The 16,034-nt window shown below is 66.9% G+C and carries 26 protein-coding genes and 1 tRNA gene; 4 read left to right on the forward strand and 23 right to left on the reverse strand.

Features of this window, described 5'->3' with window-relative positions; translation table 11 throughout:
- Window positions 1-94: 94 nt before the first annotated feature.
- Window positions 95-490 carry a hypothetical protein gene (locus AC1ROC_RS14495; RefSeq protein WP_493000983.1) on the reverse strand — a complete coding sequence of 132 codons (396 nt, stop codon included), beginning with the start codon at window positions 488-490 and terminating at the stop codon, window positions 95-97.
- 333 nt (window positions 491-823) lie between these two features.
- Between AC1ROC_RS14495 and AC1ROC_RS14500 the strand changes: the two genes are divergently transcribed.
- The 3 genes from AC1ROC_RS14500 (at window position 824) to AC1ROC_RS14510 (ending at window position 2,610) form a co-directional block, all read left to right on the forward strand.
- Window positions 824-1,315, forward strand: coding sequence for a hypothetical protein (locus AC1ROC_RS14500; protein WP_493000985.1), 492 nt, complete (start codon window positions 824-826; stop codon window positions 1,313-1,315).
- On the forward strand, window positions 1,312-1,449 hold the full coding sequence (locus AC1ROC_RS14505; RefSeq protein WP_493000987.1) for a hypothetical protein: 138 nt from the start codon (window positions 1,312-1,314) through the stop codon (window positions 1,447-1,449). The genes AC1ROC_RS14500 and AC1ROC_RS14505 overlap by 4 nt, the downstream gene beginning before the upstream one ends.
- Before the next feature lie 348 nt (window positions 1,450-1,797).
- Entirely contained in the window at window positions 1,798-2,610 is an 813-nt protein-coding gene (locus tag AC1ROC_RS14510; protein ID WP_493000989.1) for a tyrosine-type recombinase/integrase, read from the forward strand.
- Here the strand turns inward: AC1ROC_RS14510 and AC1ROC_RS14515 are convergent.
- From AC1ROC_RS14515 to AC1ROC_RS14615, 21 genes are all read right to left on the reverse strand, one after another.
- The gene (locus tag AC1ROC_RS14515) at window positions 2,607-2,933 is read right to left on the reverse strand and encodes a hypothetical protein (RefSeq protein ID WP_493000991.1); all 327 of its coding nucleotides are present in this window, start codon (window positions 2,931-2,933) and stop codon (window positions 2,607-2,609) included. The genes AC1ROC_RS14510 and AC1ROC_RS14515 overlap by 4 nt on opposite strands.
- A complete protein-coding gene (locus AC1ROC_RS14520) occupies window positions 2,930-3,262 on the reverse strand; it encodes a phage holin family protein (protein WP_493000993.1) in 333 nt (110 codons plus the stop codon). Before AC1ROC_RS14520 ends, AC1ROC_RS14515 begins: the two co-directional genes overlap by 4 nt.
- On the reverse strand, window positions 3,259-3,972 hold the full coding sequence (locus tag AC1ROC_RS14525; RefSeq protein WP_493000995.1) for a M15 family metallopeptidase domain-containing protein: 714 nt from the start codon (window positions 3,970-3,972) through the stop codon (window positions 3,259-3,261). The genes AC1ROC_RS14520 and AC1ROC_RS14525 overlap by 4 nt, the downstream gene beginning before the upstream one ends.
- On the reverse strand, window positions 3,969-4,148 hold the full coding sequence (locus AC1ROC_RS14530; protein WP_493000997.1) for a hypothetical protein: 180 nt from the start codon (window positions 4,146-4,148) through the stop codon (window positions 3,969-3,971). Before AC1ROC_RS14530 ends, AC1ROC_RS14525 begins: the two co-directional genes overlap by 4 nt.
- On the reverse strand, window positions 4,145-5,143 hold the full coding sequence (locus AC1ROC_RS14535) for a hypothetical protein (protein WP_493000999.1): 999 nt from the start codon (window positions 5,141-5,143) through the stop codon (window positions 4,145-4,147). The genes AC1ROC_RS14530 and AC1ROC_RS14535 overlap by 4 nt, the downstream gene beginning before the upstream one ends.
- A gap of 26 nt (window positions 5,144-5,169) precedes the next feature.
- On the reverse strand, window positions 5,170-6,132 hold the full coding sequence (locus AC1ROC_RS14540; RefSeq protein ID WP_493001001.1) for a hypothetical protein: 963 nt from the start codon (window positions 6,130-6,132) through the stop codon (window positions 5,170-5,172).
- Window positions 6,132-7,235 carry a hypothetical protein gene (locus AC1ROC_RS14545; RefSeq protein WP_493001003.1) on the reverse strand — a complete coding sequence of 368 codons (1,104 nt, stop codon included), beginning with the start codon at window positions 7,233-7,235 and terminating at the stop codon, window positions 6,132-6,134. Before AC1ROC_RS14545 ends, AC1ROC_RS14540 begins: the two co-directional genes overlap by 1 nt.
- Window positions 7,228-7,731, reverse strand: a complete 504-nt coding sequence (locus AC1ROC_RS14550; protein WP_493001004.1) for a hypothetical protein — start codon at window positions 7,729-7,731, stop codon at window positions 7,228-7,230. The genes AC1ROC_RS14545 and AC1ROC_RS14550 overlap by 8 nt, the downstream gene beginning before the upstream one ends.
- A gap of 21 nt (window positions 7,732-7,752) precedes the next feature.
- A complete protein-coding gene (locus AC1ROC_RS14555; protein WP_493001006.1) occupies window positions 7,753-7,905 on the reverse strand; it encodes a hypothetical protein in 153 nt (50 codons plus the stop codon).
- Window positions 7,905-8,315, reverse strand: coding sequence for a hypothetical protein (locus tag AC1ROC_RS14560; protein ID WP_493001008.1), 411 nt, complete (start codon window positions 8,313-8,315; stop codon window positions 7,905-7,907). The genes AC1ROC_RS14555 and AC1ROC_RS14560 overlap by 1 nt, the downstream gene beginning before the upstream one ends.
- Window positions 8,308-8,697 (reverse strand): hypothetical protein, encoded by a 390-nt coding sequence (locus tag AC1ROC_RS14565; RefSeq protein WP_493001010.1) that lies wholly within the window; start codon window positions 8,695-8,697, stop codon window positions 8,308-8,310. The genes AC1ROC_RS14560 and AC1ROC_RS14565 overlap by 8 nt, the downstream gene beginning before the upstream one ends.
- 2 nt (window positions 8,698-8,699) lie before the next feature.
- The gene (locus tag AC1ROC_RS14570) at window positions 8,700-9,287 is read right to left on the reverse strand and encodes a hypothetical protein (protein ID WP_493001011.1); all 588 of its coding nucleotides are present in this window, start codon (window positions 9,285-9,287) and stop codon (window positions 8,700-8,702) included.
- 75 nt (window positions 9,288-9,362) lie between these two features.
- Window positions 9,363-11,057: an HK97 family phage prohead protease gene (locus tag AC1ROC_RS14575; RefSeq protein WP_493001012.1), complete on the reverse strand. Its 1,695-nt coding sequence runs from the start codon at window positions 11,055-11,057 to the stop codon at window positions 9,363-9,365.
- 4 nt (window positions 11,058-11,061) lie between these two features.
- Window positions 11,062-12,126: a hypothetical protein gene (locus AC1ROC_RS14580; RefSeq protein WP_493001014.1), complete on the reverse strand. Its 1,065-nt coding sequence runs from the start codon at window positions 12,124-12,126 to the stop codon at window positions 11,062-11,064.
- Window positions 12,086-12,367 (reverse strand): hypothetical protein, encoded by a 282-nt coding sequence (locus AC1ROC_RS14585; protein WP_493001016.1) that lies wholly within the window; start codon window positions 12,365-12,367, stop codon window positions 12,086-12,088. The genes AC1ROC_RS14580 and AC1ROC_RS14585 overlap by 41 nt, the downstream gene beginning before the upstream one ends.
- Before the next feature lie 12 nt (window positions 12,368-12,379).
- Entirely contained in the window at window positions 12,380-13,978 is a 1,599-nt protein-coding gene (locus AC1ROC_RS14590) for a hypothetical protein (protein ID WP_493001018.1), read from the reverse strand.
- 98 nt (window positions 13,979-14,076) lie between these two features.
- Window positions 14,077-14,361: an HNH endonuclease gene (locus AC1ROC_RS14595; protein ID WP_493001020.1), complete on the reverse strand. Its 285-nt coding sequence runs from the start codon at window positions 14,359-14,361 to the stop codon at window positions 14,077-14,079.
- Window positions 14,362-14,509: 148 nt separating this feature from the next.
- A complete protein-coding gene (locus tag AC1ROC_RS14600; RefSeq protein ID WP_493001022.1) occupies window positions 14,510-14,710 on the reverse strand; it encodes a hypothetical protein in 201 nt (66 codons plus the stop codon).
- 81 nt (window positions 14,711-14,791) lie between these two features.
- Entirely contained in the window at window positions 14,792-14,932 is a 141-nt protein-coding gene (locus tag AC1ROC_RS14605) for a hypothetical protein (protein ID WP_493001024.1), read from the reverse strand.
- A complete protein-coding gene (locus AC1ROC_RS14610; RefSeq protein ID WP_493001026.1) occupies window positions 14,929-15,057 on the reverse strand; it encodes a hypothetical protein in 129 nt (42 codons plus the stop codon). The genes AC1ROC_RS14605 and AC1ROC_RS14610 overlap by 4 nt, the downstream gene beginning before the upstream one ends.
- On the reverse strand, window positions 15,054-15,635 hold the full coding sequence (locus tag AC1ROC_RS14615; RefSeq protein WP_493001028.1) for a hypothetical protein: 582 nt from the start codon (window positions 15,633-15,635) through the stop codon (window positions 15,054-15,056). The genes AC1ROC_RS14610 and AC1ROC_RS14615 overlap by 4 nt, the downstream gene beginning before the upstream one ends.
- Window positions 15,636-15,729: 94 nt before the next feature.
- On the opposite strand from AC1ROC_RS14615, the gene AC1ROC_RS14620 reads away from it, so the two are divergent.
- Window positions 15,730-15,987 carry a helix-turn-helix transcriptional regulator gene (locus tag AC1ROC_RS14620; protein WP_493001225.1) on the forward strand — a complete coding sequence of 86 codons (258 nt, stop codon included), beginning with the start codon at window positions 15,730-15,732 and terminating at the stop codon, window positions 15,985-15,987.
- Here the strand turns inward: AC1ROC_RS14620 and AC1ROC_RS14625 are convergent.
- A tRNA-Arg gene (locus AC1ROC_RS14625) sits at window positions 15,946-16,018 on the reverse strand. The two genes, AC1ROC_RS14620 and AC1ROC_RS14625, sit on opposite strands and share 42 nt — an antisense overlap.
- Between the last annotated feature and the right edge of the window lie 16 nt (window positions 16,019-16,034).

The following is a 16,034-nucleotide window of genomic DNA, read 5'->3' on the forward strand; positions in this document are numbered from 1 at the left end:
GTACGTGGACAACTATGAACATGAGCGAGTCTATGTACATAGTTGTCCACGCGTCAAGCCGACGCGTGGAAGCGTGTGCGTCCGGTGTCGCGCGCTACCCGCGCCGCAGTCGCAGCGACGAGTTCAGGTACGCGGCCGCGACCGCCAGCGAGAAGGCGATGGCCACGACGTACAGCGGCGCGTACGCGTCGGCGTTCGCTGCGCTGACGCCGGTCGAGACGGCCTGGAGGGCGAAGAACCCGGCCAACAGGAATCCCGCAGTCGGCTTCGCTGTCATGCGCCAGAGAGGTCGTGGCGCAACCGCATCCTCGTCCTCACCCCGGAAGACGCGCACCCCGAACGCGATCACGGCGCCGAGGACCGCGCAGTACAGGACGAGGCCGCCCGTCACGCTGAGCGCCAGCGCCCCGAACGCGGCGGCGACGACCGCGGCGGCGCACCCGAGGACGACGAACGTCGCTTTGGCCTGCGGGGATGTGATGCGCGGCATCGGGAGCTCCTCGGTGGGGGACGTCGGAGTCCAGCCTGGCAGATCGCCTACCCCCGCCAGCGACAAAACCCCCGCCGAAGCGGGGGCCGTGTCTACTGTCTCAACCAGTGTGCGCCCGGAGGGATTCGAACCCCCAACCTTCTGATCTGTATCTTGGGCCGCTCGCGCTCGGCGTGATGCTCCTCGCGATCGTGCGCCAGGCGGTGACCCGATGAGCGGGGCGCCCTGCCCCGTCTGCGGCGAAGTCCTGACTAACCGCGGGGGCTTTGCCTGGTTTCACGCAAACGGCCTCATGCTGTGCGCGAGCCCGAGCCGCGCTGAGGCGGTGACCCGATGAGCGACGACCGCCGCACGAAACGCCGGTACGCCCACGAGCTGTACCCGCACGGCGAAGAGTACGAGGTTCGACCCCTCGCGGTCGAGGTCCCCTACCACTACGCACGTGCAGTCGGATTCGATGTTCAGGGGACGAACTGGTTCGACGCCGAACCGCGTGTCATGGGCGACCGGATCAACGCGTACGTGCAGGAGTCGCGTCTCGCGCTCCTGCTCGACGCGCTCCTGCAGGGACTTACGGGCGACGAGGCGTGGAAGTGGGCCGACGAGAAGATCGGCGACGACAACGGATGGATGTTCGAGCGCGCCGCGCACTACGGGGTGCCCATCGACCAGATCAAGCCCTACCTGTGCAACGGCGAGCCCGACCACCACGAACACCTCGGCGAGCCCGACAAGCGCGGCTGGCGGGTCGTGACCCGAACCCCGGGCAAAGAGTCCGAGTGCCCGGAGTGCACCGAACCGATCGAACCGGAGGCTACCCGATGACCGCGGCGACATGCGCCGGATGCGGGCGGACGATCTACCTGCACGACCACGACGGCGCACACGAGTGGTGCAGCGACCGGACCCCGACCAACATCTGCCACGGCGGCGAGCCACACGTGCCGGACGAGGTATAGGCATGATGCGCGTACGCGATCGCCTACTGATCGCAGTTCTCAATCTCGGTGGCGAGCTGCTGTACCGCGCGAACGGCCACCACCTGACGACCGACCCGGCGTGCGCCGGCTATCGTCCCCCGCGGTCCGGTAGCCGGCTCGATCGCGTCTCGCGCGGGCATGCCTGCGGGCGCTGCATGGCTGATCGCGCGTTCGGCCGGTGGCCCGATGGCATGATCTTCACCACATACGCGTGCGTGGCCGGCCGGCACGACGAGTGCAACCGAACGTGTGATTGCGAGTGCCATGCTGAGAGTGCGCACAGCGTGGCTAACGATCACGGCGGACCTGCCGATAGTGCGCGCTGAAATGCACGCAACACCTTCCGCCTGGTCCGAGGCTATCCAGGCGTACCTCACAGCACAGCGCGCCTCGGGCGCTCCATCCACCACCTGCAACACGAGGCGGCAACACCTCGAACACCTGGCCCGGCGTGTAGACGCCGGGCCTTGGTCGCTCACCGCCGACGAGCTGGTCACCTACGCGGGCGAGCAAGTCTGGAAGGCCGAGACACGGCGAGGCCGGCGCACGACGTTCCGGAGCTTCTATGCCTGGGCGCATGCGACCGGGCGTGCCGAGTCCAACGTGGCGTTGGCGCTGCCTCGTGTGAAGCCGGCGCAGGCTCGACCGCGGCCGACGCCGGATCGCGTGTATCGGGCCGCGTTGGCGAACGCCGACGACCGGCTGAAGCTGATCCTCCGCCTCGCGCACGACGCCGGCCTACGCCGAGCGGAGATAGCGCAGGTGCACTCCCGCGACCTGTTCGAGGACTTGCATGGCTGGTCGCTGCGGGTGCATGGCAAGGGCGACAAGGAGCGCGATATCACCCTGACGCCGCGCCTCGCGCTCGAACTGCGCACGCTGCCGCCTGGCTGGGCGTTCCCGGGAGATGACGGCGGGCACCTGTCGCCGCGGTGGGTGGGCAAGCTGGCTGCGAAGGTGCTGCCGGATCACTGGACGCTGCATACGCTGCGGCACTCGTTCGGGACGCGTGTGTTCGCCGCGTCGGACCTGGCCGTGGCGCAGGAGGCGCTTGGACACGCCTCCCCCGCCACGACTCGCATCTACGTCGAGGTTCCCAACGATCGCATCCGCGCGGCCGTGCTGGCCGCTGCCGGCTAGCGGTTGAGGTTGCCGAGCGCGGTCGTACCCACAGCGGCTACCGCGGCCGCGGCGATCGCGCCGGCAACCGTCGACACCACCGGGCCGAACACGTCCGTTCCGGCGACGAACGATGCCGCTGCAGCGACCGGCGTGCCGACCGCGTAGATGATGACGCGCACGGGCGTGGGGATGATCGGGCCTCCGCTGACGAGTTCGTAGGTCGCGGGCTCGTCGACGAGCTGCGAGACGGCCTGCGCCGCTCGCCCCACCTTGGCCGTGCTCACACTCCCTTTCGCGCCGGTGGTGAACGTCTCGCCGCTCTCAGGTGCTGCGTGGGTCATGGTGTCGGTCCTTTCGGTCGTGTGCGCTCGAGGTCGTCGACGCGCTCGTCGGTGTGGGATAGGTCTTTGCGGAGCTGGCGCACGTCCTCGCGGATGCCGCCGATGTCGCGAACGGCGGTTCGCACGGTGGCTCCGAGAGAGTTGATGAGGCGGACGACGACGGTGTGCTTGTCGTCCATGTCCTCGCGTAGAGGTTGCTCGTGGTCGTTGGTGATCTCGTACTTGATGGCGTCCGTTCGCTTGCGGGTGCCTCTGTATCCGACGTAGACCAACGCAACCGCGACGGCCTGCATGGCCCCCACGATCGCGATGAGTACGCCGTCGCTCACGAGACCGCGGCGTAGAACTTACGCTTCGCCGGGTCGTTCATCTCAGCGACGACGGCCTCCGAGATGGCCTCGATGGCCTCCGGGCTCGGCTGGTTCGCGCACGCCTCGGTCACGAGCTGCCACTGCGCGGCCGTGAGGACAGGCTCACGGTTGGCGTTCATGGCGTCGGCGTACTTCGTGAGCACGGTCTGCCACGTCCCGTTCGGGATGTCGAGCGGCTGGATGCCCGGTCCGTAGAACACGAGCGAGCTGGGGTTGTCGGCGTGCGAGCCGATGCCGTATTTGGGCATGTCGTCCTCCTGTAGGGGTGCACCGCCCCCGCCGGCGGCGGAGGTCGGGAGCGTCGGGATGATGGGCATGGATGCCCACCGGGGGTTGTTCCAGTGCCACGGCTCGTCTGCGTCGCGGATGAGACCGACCGCGCGGCACGCGGCCTGAGCTGCGGGATCGGTGCGTCTGAGGTCGAACGCGGCCCCGCGCATGTGGTTGCGCTGGCCGTTGTCGGGGTTGCTGGCGGTGTTGAAGCCGGGTAGATGGTGGACGTACCCGAAGTAGAGGTAGCTCTGCCGGGCGTAGCTTCGCCACGCACCGTCCGCGCCGTCGATCAGGAGCTGTTCGCCGACGCGCTCGCTCGCCTGTTCGAGGAGCGCGAGGGTGTCGGGTGTGAGCCAGCACTCGGGCTGCCAGGGGACTTGCACGAGGGCGGTCATTCGGTGGGCTCCTGTTCGGTCGGTGCGGGCAGGGTTTCGAGCGCGGTTTGGAGGTCCGCGATCGTCGCCTGTTCGCGGCGGATGTCCTCGGCGAGGTCGGCCGCTGCGGTCTGCTTGGTGGCGAGTCGGTCGGTTGCCGCCGTGATGGCGGCCTCGATCATGGTGCGAGCGTTCATGTTCCGAATCCCTGCTTTACTGGGTTGAGGATGTCGATGCTGATGGTGTCCTGCGGGTAGTTCCACGTGATGCGGCGAGCTGGGCCGATGTAGGTGCCGTTGTCGAGGGTGACGTGGCAGGTCCAGCCGGTGAGGACTGCCTGATCGGCGAGCATGTCGACGGTCATATAGAGGCCGCGCGCGGATGCGACCGCTCGCAGCGATGGGGAAGGGTCGTATCCGGGATCGGGCGTGTTGTAGGTCACGGCTTTGGTCCGGCGCACGGTGGCTCCCTTGGAGGCGTAGACCTTGCGCTGCTGCGCCCCGGATGCCGTCCACTGGTAGATCGCTACCGCGCTGTCGGCGTAGTCCTTCTCGATGTCGAAGCCGTAGTTGGCTCGGACGAGGTTGGTGCCTTGGACGACGTTGAAGTCTCCGACGTACCGCCCGGGATTGTCCGCTGCCTGGGCTGTCCAGTAGTCCGCTGCGGAGCCCTGTGGGTAGTTCCAGAGGATCGCGTTTGCGCCGCGCAGCATCCCGTCGAGCCAACTCCACAGGTCTTGTCCGGCCTGCCAGGTGGTTGCCGGCGCGACGAAAGCGCCACCCGGCGTGACGACCGGGACGCCCTCACCGACTTGGCCGAGCGCATACGTCACCACCTGCGTCATCGACTGTGCGCCGCGCGCGATGTCGGCGTTGGTGGCGTTCCGAACGTCTTGCAGCTTCGCCTCCTTGGAGGACACCTTGAGCGTCGTCGTGTTGGCGATGGTGTCGATGTCGTACGAGCGCACGAGCAGCGCCACGTCGAGCACGCTCACCGGGTTGGACACTCCGTCTGCGTCGTACTTGGTGTACTGCACGCGCACGGTCGGCCAGTTGCGCGGGTTGATCGCGCCGGTGATCGCTTCGCCGAACTGGCCGGCAAACACGAGCGTGCCCTGGTAGTACGGGCTCCACGTCTCGTCGGCAATGATGCTCGCGCTGATCGGTTCGATGTCGAACGCGTCGATGTGCACTGTGCATTTGGTCGCAAACGTCGCCATTAGCCGAACACCTCCACGAACGAGATTTCGCCGGTGAACTGCTCTTGCGTCTGCATGTCCAGCTCGTAGGAGTAGCCGCCCGAGTCGAGGTTGAACGGCATCCCCGCGATCGCACGGTCGGTGTCGGCGAGCACGAACGTAGCCTGCTGCTTCATAAGGGCGTCGAACGCGATCGCGGCGCTCTCGGGGCCGAGCAGAAACGTCATCTTCCCTCGGCGGCTGCTGGTGGGGTGCAGCACGACGGCCGGCAGCGATGTGCCGGGGATGTCGATGATGGTGTTCTTGCCCGATCGCGACGCTGCCAGGCTGGTCATAAGGTCGGGTGTGAACACGTCGGCAGGGTTGTTGTCGACGAGGATGCTCGGGGAGTTGCTGACGGTTCCCAGCCATCCGTAGGTGGTGGTTCCGGATGCCGCTTGTCCGCCCCAAAAGAACGGGCCGGCGACGGGCACGCCGAGCTCGACGACGTAGCGGGCGACCTGGATGCTCGACGCCGCCATCGCTGCCGCTGTCTGGTTCTCGAAGAACACGTAGTAGCGGATGCGGGTGATGGCGTCGGTGGTGGTCACACCGAGGTTGAGCGTGCCGCCGGCGGCGGAGCTGATCGTGTCGGCGTGGCCGACCTGGACGCCGGCCGACGAATAGCAGTCGATCCAAAAGCGGATCGGGGCCGGACCAGTCCTGAGCTGGAAGAACAGGGCGGCGGCGACCTGCGCCCCAGCGGGTGCGTTCACGAGCACGTCCATGTAGTAGCCGAACCGAGAGCCTGCCGGAAGGGCGGTGGTGGTGAGCTGCTGGAAGTTGCCGGTGGCGATCGCGTACGCGCCTGTGGCCGAGCCTGTTGCGTACGCGTTCGCGCTCGCGTGGAGTCCGCTCGACGGGTTCGCGTTGGCGGGGTTCGGGTAGTAGTTCGTCCGCAGCGTCGCGCGGGTGCGGGGCGTGCGGGTGATGGTCGTCGTCATTAGCCAACTCCGAATCCGGTGCGCGGGGTCACGAACATGTCGACGTTGATGGCCTTGCCGAGCTGGCGCAGACGCTCGCGTGCCTCGGCGTCGTCCACGCTGACTTTCACGTTCACGTCGTGGAGGGAGTCGAGCTTGCCCTTGAGGTCCGCGGCTTTGCCGGATGCGTCGGCCATCGCGGCGGCGGTGTCTGAGGTCGATTGGCGGTAGAGGTCGGCCTTGGCTTTCGCGGTGTCGGTGTTCGCGGCGAGGTCTTGGTAGTGCAGCACGAGGTCTTGCGCTGCGCCGGCCTGGTCGCGGAGCTGTCCGGAGACGGTGCCGCCGTTCTTCACTACTTCGTCGATCTGCGCCGAGATGCGATCGCGCGCGGCGATCGCGCCTTGGAGGGCTGTGTTGAGCGCGTCCTGGTCGCCGGCCTCGGCACGGAGCGCCGTCTGCTGGGAGACGGCTGCTTGCGCCGCGTCCTGGCGAACCTTGTTCAGTTGCTCCTGGTTGCCGATGATCTCTTGGATCTTCTGGTTTACAAAGTCCTGCGAGACGAACTCCTGCCCCGACTCCACCATGTCGGCGTACATGTCCTGGATCGACTGCTCTGCCGCCTTCGAGTTCTCGTCGGCGCTCGTGGCGAGGCCGGCGAACACGCCGCCGATGAGCGCGGCTAGGCCACCGAGCGCGAGGCCGACCGGGCCGCCGAGGGATGCGAGGCCACCAAACGTGCCCTGCGCGAGGTCGACGACGGATGTCATGCTGCCGTCGAAGCTCGATGTGACCTCGGAGAAGTTGGCGAGGGCTTCGTCCTTGAACTCGCCGGAGTATTCGCCGGCGTCCTTGAATCCGCGCTGTGCGTCGTCGCCGACATCGCGTGCGCCGCGAGCGACCTTCTTCTGCGCGGCGATCGCGTCCTGCAGCTCGCGCTCGTACTTGCCCGTTGCCTTCTGGGCGTCGGTCATGTTCGATTCGAGTTCGTCGAGCCGGGATGCGTCGCGGCCGATGTCCTTTACCGCGTCGTCGGCATCTTCGAGCGGTTCGATCACGCCCTTCTTGACGGCGGAAGCGAACTCGCTCGCGTCGCCGGCGATGCCGATGCTGATGCCCTTAGCCACGGGATGCTGCTTTCTCCATGAGTTCGTAGAAGGTCCGGATGGTGGTCTGGACGTAGAGCGCCGCGATGCGCGGGATGACCTTCGCCGCGGCCGGGTAGACGGCGTATCCGCTGCGGCTCGGTCCCCTGAACTGACGGTTCGTGTGCCGGGTCACGCGAAACGTCTTGCCCTTCCGGCTCGTGGCCGTGTAGGTGTTCGTCGTGTTCTGCGGTGCGCCGAACTCGACTTGCCTCACGATGTCGGAGGGCTTGGCACCGCCGCTCAGGCTCTTACCGATCGCGCCGGACTTGAGGGTGATGTTCTGGTTACTCACGGCGACGCGTGCTGTGTCGGACAAGACCTTCACCTCCTGAGCGTTCGATGTTCGGCCTCTGACCGCCTCCGCCCACTCGGGCGAGGTAACGGTCTTGAGGGTCTGGCGGATGAACTTGGATATCTCCCGGTCGACGCCCTTGAGGATCGCGGTTGCCTGTTGCAGCTCCTTGCTGGCGAACACGCTGATTCGCAGGGCCACGGCCTACTCCCTCGGGATGAGCGGCTGGCCGGTGACCTGCTCGCGGATGTCCGATGCGAGCTGGCGCAGCCCTTCGTCGCTCGTGAGCGCGGCGACGGTCAGGAGGGCGCCGGCCGTGCGGCCGGCGTCCTCCACAGTCAGCTCGATCGTGACCACTACGCTGCGACCTTGACAGGCGACCCGGAGACGCCGAGGGACACCTGAGCCGTGGCGACCGAGTCGCCGTCGCCGCCGATCTGTCCGGGCACGAGGATGAGCGTGACCTTGAACGCCTGGCCCCCGGACTTCGGCGCGAGGATGCAGTCGGGGATGACCTCGCCCTCGTGGTCGAGCAGGTAGTTGCTGAGCGACTGTGCGGCCTCCCAGTCCTGCGCGAAGTTGAGGTTGCACTGCCACGTCGAGTCGGTCGGGAAGCTGTGGCTAACGCCCTTCTTCATGCCCTTCCACGTGACGATGCTCGACGATGGCACGAGCGCCGCGGACGAGACGCTGCCGGCGTATCCATTGGCTCCGATCGTGAGGTCGATGTCGCTGAGCAGGATGGGCTGGATGTCGACTTCAGGCATGGGGGTCGTCCTTTCGGTAGACGACTTCGATGGTGATGTCGAAGCCGTAGTTGCTGTCGTTGTTTCCGAGCACGCGCTCGGCCTTCGTCCACTTCACGTCTTTGAGCGTGTCGATGGCGTTGAGTAGGTCGATCAGGTCGTCGTCGAGTGCGTCGTCCATCCGTCCGGGCGCGGTGCTCGGCTGGAAGATGCTGAGAGTTGCTGCGTAGGTGCGTTGCGATTGCGGGGCGGCCGGCGTGCGGGTGATGCTCTGGATGGTGAGCATGACGACAGGGACGCTGAGGGTGTCGAGGTTCGTGCCGTACGGCAGGAGCTTCCACTTGCGCGGGAGCAACGGCTTGAGGCGACTGATGACGCTCTGGCGGAATCGGATGTTCGGCATGGTCACCCCACACTCGGGACGGCCCGCTTGGGGCGGAGCGTCTGCTTGATGGTCCAGTCGAGCGGGAACGGGCGCAGCACGAACGTGTCTTCGCCGACTCCACCTGACGAGGGGTCGACCTTGCCGGCGTTCCACAGGTTGCGGGCCTGCATGATCTGCGCGCGCCGGTAGTTCAGCGGCGGGCGCTGTCCCTCGGCGAGCTTCGGTGCGAACGCTTCGACATCGTTGCGGGCGACCCACAGGCACTCATACAGCCAGGCGTCGAAGCCGGGCGCGTCGCGCCAGTCGTCGCGGGCGGTGTCGAGGGTGTGCCATCCGCCGCCGTCGGCGAGGTCGGCGACGAGCCGCACGGGGGCGATGCGTTCGCGTACCTCAGTGTCGGTGTTGCTGAGCACGACGCGCAGCTCGTAGATGCCGGCCTCGTCGAACGGGCTGGACTCCGGCCAGTCGACGACGATCACCTCGCCCTCGATGGTGGCGAGGAATCCGGGGGTGAGCACGAGGCCACCATCCGGGTCGTAGAGCTGCGCGTCGGCTTGGCTGAATGGTTCGAGGTCGATCAGCTCGTCGTTCCGGGCAGGCTCGATCACGAGAGGCTGCGCGGGTACGTCCCCGACGTAGTAACCCATGATCGTGCCTGCCCTTCCCGATGATCCCGTGGCCGCTTACGCGTCCGCCTCGCCGACGATGACGAGCGCGTCGGCGTAGTCGGCCATGAACTGCGTGTACCCGACGACGGCCTGGTCGATGCCGCCGCGAGCGATGTCGAGTGCGGAGAGGTTGAGCGGGGATGCGCCGCCCAGCTCGTTGACGTGCGCGGCGTCGACAGCGCCTACGAGCACGGCGGGGGCGTCGTCGATGCCGATGTCGCCGCGGACGACGCGGACCTTGCCGTCTGCCTGGCCGCTCTGGTCGGTGATGCCGAAGCTGAGGCTCAGCCACTCGGGGAGCGCATCCTTGGGCGCGTAGATGATCTCGCGCCAGGCGGCGGCGTTGGCGATCGCGAACGCGGGGGTGTCGTCGATCGGGTCGGCCGACACCACGTCAACTCCCTGGATGAGCTGCTTGATCGCGACCGGGTAGTCGCGCGTCGGGTCGAGCACCGGGTAGGTGTCGGGCGCGACGATGGTGGATGCGGCGACCATCTGCGCGAGCGTCCACTTGTCGGTCTGGCGGGCGTAGCTGTTGTTCACCAGGCGCAGGAACGCTTCGACGACAGCGGTGTTGCCGGGGATGTCGAAGAACTCGCGGGCGATGTCCGCGGCCCAACCCCATCGCTGGAAGGTCGAGGACACGAGTTCGGTCGTGCCGCTCGACGACGGGAGCGCGGACTTGTTGCCGGCCCACGGCTGCACGGGCTCGGCCGCGGCGGAGACGGTGAAGCCCTTCTCGTCCTGTGCGGTGATCGTGCCGATGGTGCCGAGCAGGGTCATGTATCGACGGTTGTACGTCTTCTGCTGCCAGACCTCGCCGAGCCAGGCCGGCTGTAGAACGCCGGCGATCGGGAGTGCGCCGGCTCCGCTGGTCGTGATGTCGGTGAGCGCGGCGAGCAGGGTCGCCGCCTCGGGGTCGCCCTTCATGGCGCTGGCCATGAGAGTGAAGATTTCTCGGGCCGACCTCTCGTCGACCTGCCCCTCGGGGGCGACGAGGCTCGCCGCGGATGCGTCGAGCGTAGCGGGGATGATGCTGTTACCCACGGGTTCCTCCTGGTTGTCGGCCGGCTGGTCCGGCTCCTTGACTTCCGTCACGGTGACGGTGGTTCGGGTGATGCGCTTCTTGCCATCGCCCAGGTCTTCGATCTGCTCGGTGGTCTTCGTCTCGTCGCTGTACTCGGAGCCATCGCTGCCGGTGTTCGAGTAGCTCGACGAGCTGGTCGTCTCGGCAGGCAGCGGCTCGCCGTTCACGTCCACGGTGTCCTCGGCCATGAGGGTGGACGACGGGAATGCGCCGGCCTTGACGACGCCAGCGCCGTGGATGTTGCCGCCGATCGCGACACCGTTCCGGAGGCGCACATCGTCGACCTCGATCGAGAGCCGGCGCGGGGCGTCCGGGTCGCCGGCGTTGTAAGCGGCGAGCAGCGCGTTGCCCTCGGCGTTGTCCGCGATCTTCCACGATGCATAGATGCCCTCGTCGGTCTCGGTCGCCATGAGCGCCGTCCCGATCTGCCTCGTGCGGTCGTGGCCGAGGTCGAGCCCGAGGAACGTCGACACGTCCTTGGGCAGCTTGAACGCGCCCTTCTCGACCTTGAAGCGGCCGAGGTTGGTGCGGCCGACCTCGCCGAACTTGAGCAGGAGTCCGGAGACGGTGCGATCTTCGAGATTCGCGGCGAGCGTGCCGGCCTCGATCTGTACGTTGGTCATGGTGCTAGTCCTCCGTGGGTGTGTCGGTGTCGAGGGGCATGTGGTACGCGCCGTACATGTCGAAGCGCACGCGCTGTCCGCGCGGCACTACGTCGTCCATCGAGAGCCGGTGCGCGATGGGGTCGGTCCAGAACGGGAGGTCGAACTCGTAGAACGAGTTCTTCTCGCCCTCGGTGGTCGTGTAGGTGAGCGAGTCGACGCCCATCGTCCCGTCGAGCATCGACGCGCGGATGTTGAGGAACGAGCCGACATCGGTGCGGATGGCGTTGCGGCCTTCCACCATGAGTTCGGCCTTGACCTCACCGTGCACGTTGATTTCGATGCCGGCCGGCGTGTACCCGATCGCGCCGTCCTGGCTGCGCCGTGCGTTGCTCCACGCCTTCACGAACGCCTGGATTTCCTCGGGTTCGAGTTCGGCATCGTCGGTGACATGCAGCTCGATCAGTGGAATGGGGTTGCGTGCTCGTCCGACCCACGATGCCTCGGTGTCGCGAGCGCCCTTGAGCGTGGTCGACCCGATGTTGAGCAGGCCCTCGAAGGGCGAGTTGAACAGGATCACCGTCGACAGGTCGGTGACTTCTTCATCGTCGATGTAGAGCGCCCCGTTGTTGATGCGCCAGGTGCGCATGGGGACGTACTCGGCATTGAGGATCGGGCCACCTTTGGGCGAATCGCCGGCTCCGCGGGTCACGCGCCAGAGCGAATACCCGTAGAAGATCAGGTCGTCGACAGTCCACGCCATGCGCTCAAGGGGCGTGACGTTGGAGTCGGTGCGGTAGAGGAACGATGGCTGCTGCTTGGAGTCGAGGACGCCGGCCGAGTTGAGCGCGACGAGAGGCTTCGACGCGATGGTCGAGACGAGCAGGTTGCGCGCCTTCGATACGGCCGGAATCTTGATCGCGGCCGAGCGAGTCATGGGCAGCGCGTCGGCGTCGAGGCCGAGCGCGTCGGCGATGACGATGGGGGCAAGGTCAGCCTCGGGCGCCCACGGCGCGACGACGCCGAGGTCGACCTTGCCGGCGAGCAGGTTAGCTGCGCGCTTCCCGAAGCCGAGTCCGAAGAATCCCATGTGCAGAATCGTCCGGACGCTGTTGGTCATTGATGGAATCGGCGGCGTGTCTCTCGGCGCGTCGCGTCTGGTTCTTCATCACCTGACGGCGGAACGTCCAGTCGTCGGGGTGCACGCGCTCTTCGTGTGCGGCCCCGCGCCTCTCGGCGTCCTCGCGGTCGAAGGCGAGCCCGCGCCAGTGGCCGCATCCCTCGCAATAGATCACGATGGAGCTGGGCGAGATGTCGAGCTTGATGGTCATGTCGGGTTTCTCCTAGTCGCCCATGATCGGTGCCGCGCCGCCGGCGCGCTTGGTTGCAAAGTGCTGGTCCCAGTTGCGCAGCGCGCGAACCGCGGCCATGAGACAGGTGATGTCCGCCGTTGGCTCGTCGATCGTGTAGAGCCACACGCCCTGGTCGTTACGGACCTCGCGCTTGGCCGCGTGCTCGACCGCCCCGTTGAGGCCGGCCTGGTCGAAGTGCTTGAGCTTGCCGCGCTTGAGGTCGCGGTCGAACTGGACGCATCCTGCGGCCGTCTCGCGGTACGTCTGCAAGCGCAGACGCGGGCGAGGGGTGAGTCGCTGCATCTCGGTCGCGGTGGCCTTGCCCTCAGCGATGTCGTCATAGGCGAGGGTCGAGCCGCGGTAGGTCTTGGTCAGGTGCTGGCCGCGCTCAGGAAGCCAGTCGGTCGATGGCCGATGGTCGACCACCTCGATGAATGCGACGCCGCGGGAGTTCCGCCAGGCAGCGCAGACCGCGCCGACGCTGCCGCCTGGCTTGATGTCGAAACCAAATGCGACCCGCGCCGGCCGCTGGATCATCTTGCTCTTGCCGGCCTCCCAGACCTCGGGCTCGATCACGCGCGCGCCGGCCGTCTCGGGCCACATCGACAGGTACTCTCGCGCCCATTTCGGCTTGTCGAACTTGCGCCAGTTGCGGCGCATCTTGTCGAGGGTCGTGAGGGTGCCGATGCCGGGGTGGATGGACACGAGCAGCGCCAGCGCCGCTTCCTCGTCCAAGATCGTCTCCCACGGGGTGTCCTCGGGTGCGCAGTAGTCGACTCCGCCAATGTCGGGGTCGCCTGCGCGCATCCGCTTGACGCGTTCCCAGAGCACGCCGACGCGAGCCTCGCCGGCCGTCCCGGACACGACGAGCGCCGCATCCTGCTTGGTGTCTTGCAGGGGCACGATGCCGGCGAGCAGGTCAGCGCCTTCCTCGGGGTCGAGTTCCTGCGCTTCGTCGACCCACGAGATGTCGCCGGCCTCGCCGCGGTATGCGTCCGCGTCGGGCTTGAACACGAGGAACTGCGACCCGTTGTCGAAGTAGATGCCCTTGCCGACCTCGCCCATCATGATGCGGAATCCGCGGGTCGCCGGCGTCGGTGCTGTCTCGGTCAGCTCGTCGTCGCCGAACAGGGACAGGTGGCGCTCGACGGCGCGCGAGACTCGCGGCGCGCCGCGCTTCCACGGCGGGATGTCCGACTCAGGGTCGGGGCAGGTGCGGTCGAGGCGGGTCTTCCACTCGCGCAGACGGGCGGTGCCCTTCACGCCCGACTGCGCCGAGAACGTCACCTGATAGTCGTCGCGGCACGCGCAGCGGCCGAGGCACCAAATGAAGATGGATGTGGTCTTGGAGAGCCGGCGCATCGCCTCGATCAGGTACTCGTCGTAGCCCTCGGCGTTCAGCGCGTCGGCGAGCCAGAGCTGCTGCGGCTGGATCGGGTAGCGCGCCGGCTTCATCGCCTTGAGTTCGGCGATCCGCTCGGTGTCGTCGAGGTCGACGAGCTCGTAGCCCATCATCCGCGCCCCGACCAGGAACTCTCGGCGCAGCTCGGAGTTGTCCGAGAACTCTCCGTGGAACGTCGGCGGTTCCACGCGGTTCCTGGTCTGGTCCCACAAATTTAGAGAGAATTCCGTGCTGCCTACGGGCGGAGGTACGGACTGATCCTCAAAAACCTGGGGCGCAGCGACGCTCACCACGGACGGATGCCGTTCGACTCGGCACGTCGGCCGTTGGTCTTCGCTGCGCCGAGCTTGCCGCCTGCCTTGCGGTTGCATCGGGTGTGCGTCGGTCCAGTGTTCGCAGTGGTTGGACGACCGCCGACGCTGGCCGGCGTGCGGTGCCCGACCTGCCAGTCGTCCTCGGGGAACACGGGGTTCCCGCAGTCGATGCACGGGAGCGGGAGCTGCGGCTTGATCTTCTCGCGCAGCTTGGGCGCGTGCGTCGTCCACTTCTGGGCGCGGTGATGCTGGCTCACCGTCGTGCCGCCCGGTCCGCGTAAAGCACGCCGTCAGCAGCGCGCTCGATCTTGTCGAGGGCGGATTGCAGCGTTCCCCCGGTGCGGGGCATCCCGCCCACGAACAGGCGGCTGTGGAGGCGAGCGAGCGCGACCAGCTCGTCGTCGGTTAGTGCAGGGCGTTGGCCAACGTGACCGACGCGATGATGCTCTGCACGACGCTCGTGACGAGTGCGGCGGCGGCTATCCCGGTGAACGCGGTGATCCAGCCGAGCAGCAAGCGCACGCGCTGCTCGTGCGAACGGCGCGCCCAGGTGGGCGAGAACGCGGCTTCGTGCTCGGAGGGCTCGACGGTGCTTGAGTCGGTCATGCCGCCAGAGTAGCGCGCAGCCGAGCCAGAGCAGGACAGCGCAGACGAGCAGTTGCCACAGTGGGTTGTCGAGGTCCGGGGTCATGCTGTTGCCTCGCTGACGGTCGCGGCGCTGAACGCGTGAGCGAACGCGTCGGTCCAGGTGGCGTGCTCGGTCCACCCGTGGATGTCGAGGGCGAGCCACACCGGCTGGACACGCGACTTGCAGACGAACGGTTTCACTTCGTGGCTCCCATCCAGAGCAGGGGTGAAGCCAGCCACGCGGATGCGGTGAGGCCGGCGATGACGAGATAGGGAGCCCAGCTCGGCGGCTCGGGCCGACGGTGGGTCGAGCGGCGACGAGTCATGCGTCGACCGCCTCGGGGAACACGATGTGTCCGTACGCGCAGTGGCGGTCAGTGACCATCTCAGCAAGGCACGGCCGTCCGCTGTCGGACAGGTGCGCTCTGTGGTCACCTTCGGAACTCTTAATAGTGTTCTTACTGGTGTTCTTATAGGCGTTGGATGATCCAACGCGGTTCGCATTGGATGATCCAACGCGGTCGCCTGCCGTTGTTGGATGATCCAACGCGGAGAACAGCGGCACGTCGCCATCGTCGTGCGGGTCGCAAATCTCCCAGGTGGTGCCCTCGAACTTGCCGCCCTTGCCCTGGATCGTCGTGCGCTTGAGGTAGCCTCGCTGCTCAAGCTCGACGGTCGCGGTGCGCAGCGCGTCGATGCCCTCGGTTGGGCTCGCCTCGGCAAGGGCCTTCAACGTCACGTGCCAACCGTCGTCGTGCGTCATGAGCAGCGCGAGCAGGCCGCGAGCACGGAACGACAGGGACTCGTCGCGGAGCCACGTGTTCGGCAGCTGGGTAAAGTTGCGTTCGAAGCGCATGCGGCGGCGGATGAGCCGGGGCTCATTCGATGTCGCGATTGTTGTCATGAGTGCATGCAACAGGGCGTCGAGACAACTGTATGGATTGACCGCGGCGTGTCGTGTTATTTGCCGCGCCGTGCGCTAGCATGCCGACATGACGATGATCGAGAATCCGGCATGGACGCTCACCGACCGCCTCAAGCGGTCGCGCCTCCTGGCTGGTCTAGAGCAGGGTGATATGGCGGCGCGGCTCGGCGTAGCTCGCACGACCGTCTCGGCTTGGGAGACGGGCAAGACAGAGCCGAGCGCCACGAACTTCGTTCGCTGGGCACATGAAACCGGCCAGCCACTTGAGTGGCTGGCCGAGGGTGTTGTGTGCGCCCGGAGGGATTCGAACCCCCAACCTTCTGATCCGTAGTCAGATGCTCTATCCGTTGAGCTACGGGCGCAATGCCTTCGAACATT

Source organism: Leifsonia sp. GW821-FHT13C05 (assembly GCF_058806515.1).

Coding starts and splice junctions, on each gene's coding strand:
- AC1ROC_RS14580 (WP_493001014.1), bottom strand. CDS start 12,126: ATGGGATTCTTCGGACTCGGCTTCGGGAAGCGCGCAGCTAACCTGCTC.
- AC1ROC_RS14620 (WP_493001225.1), top strand. CDS start 15,730: ATGATCGAGAATCCGGCATGGACGCTCACCGACCGCCTCAAGCGGTCG.
- AC1ROC_RS14615 (WP_493001028.1), bottom strand. CDS start 15,635: ATGACAACAATCGCGACATCGAATGAGCCCCGGCTCATCCGCCGCCGC.
- AC1ROC_RS14505 (WP_493000987.1), top strand. CDS start 1,312: ATGACCGCGGCGACATGCGCCGGATGCGGGCGGACGATCTACCTGCAC.
- AC1ROC_RS14525 (WP_493000995.1), bottom strand. CDS start 3,972: ATGACCGCCCTCGTGCAAGTCCCCTGGCAGCCCGAGTGCTGGCTCACA.
- AC1ROC_RS14530 (WP_493000997.1), bottom strand. CDS start 4,148: ATGAACGCTCGCACCATGATCGAGGCCGCCATCACGGCGGCAACCGAC.
- AC1ROC_RS14565 (WP_493001010.1), bottom strand. CDS start 8,697: ATGCCGAACATCCGATTCCGCCAGAGCGTCATCAGTCGCCTCAAGCCG.
- AC1ROC_RS14515 (WP_493000991.1), bottom strand. CDS start 2,933: ATGACCCACGCAGCACCTGAGAGCGGCGAGACGTTCACCACCGGCGCG.
- AC1ROC_RS14540 (WP_493001001.1), bottom strand. CDS start 6,132: ATGACGACGACCATCACCCGCACGCCCCGCACCCGCGCGACGCTGCGG.
- AC1ROC_RS14510 (WP_493000989.1), top strand. CDS start 1,798: ATGCACGCAACACCTTCCGCCTGGTCCGAGGCTATCCAGGCGTACCTC.
- AC1ROC_RS14560 (WP_493001008.1), bottom strand. CDS start 8,315: ATGCCTGAAGTCGACATCCAGCCCATCCTGCTCAGCGACATCGACCTC.
- AC1ROC_RS14500 (WP_493000985.1), top strand. CDS start 824: ATGAGCGACGACCGCCGCACGAAACGCCGGTACGCCCACGAGCTGTAC.
- AC1ROC_RS14495 (WP_493000983.1), bottom strand. CDS start 490: ATGCCGCGCATCACATCCCCGCAGGCCAAAGCGACGTTCGTCGTCCTC.
- AC1ROC_RS14610 (WP_493001026.1), bottom strand. CDS start 15,057: ATGACTCGTCGCCGCTCGACCCACCGTCGGCCCGAGCCGCCGAGCTGG.
- AC1ROC_RS14575 (WP_493001012.1), bottom strand. CDS start 11,057: ATGACCAACGTACAGATCGAGGCCGGCACGCTCGCCGCGAATCTCGAA.
- AC1ROC_RS14600 (WP_493001022.1), bottom strand. CDS start 14,710: ATGACCGACTCAAGCACCGTCGAGCCCTCCGAGCACGAAGCCGCGTTC.
- AC1ROC_RS14585 (WP_493001016.1), bottom strand. CDS start 12,367: ATGACCATCAAGCTCGACATCTCGCCCAGCTCCATCGTGATCTATTGC.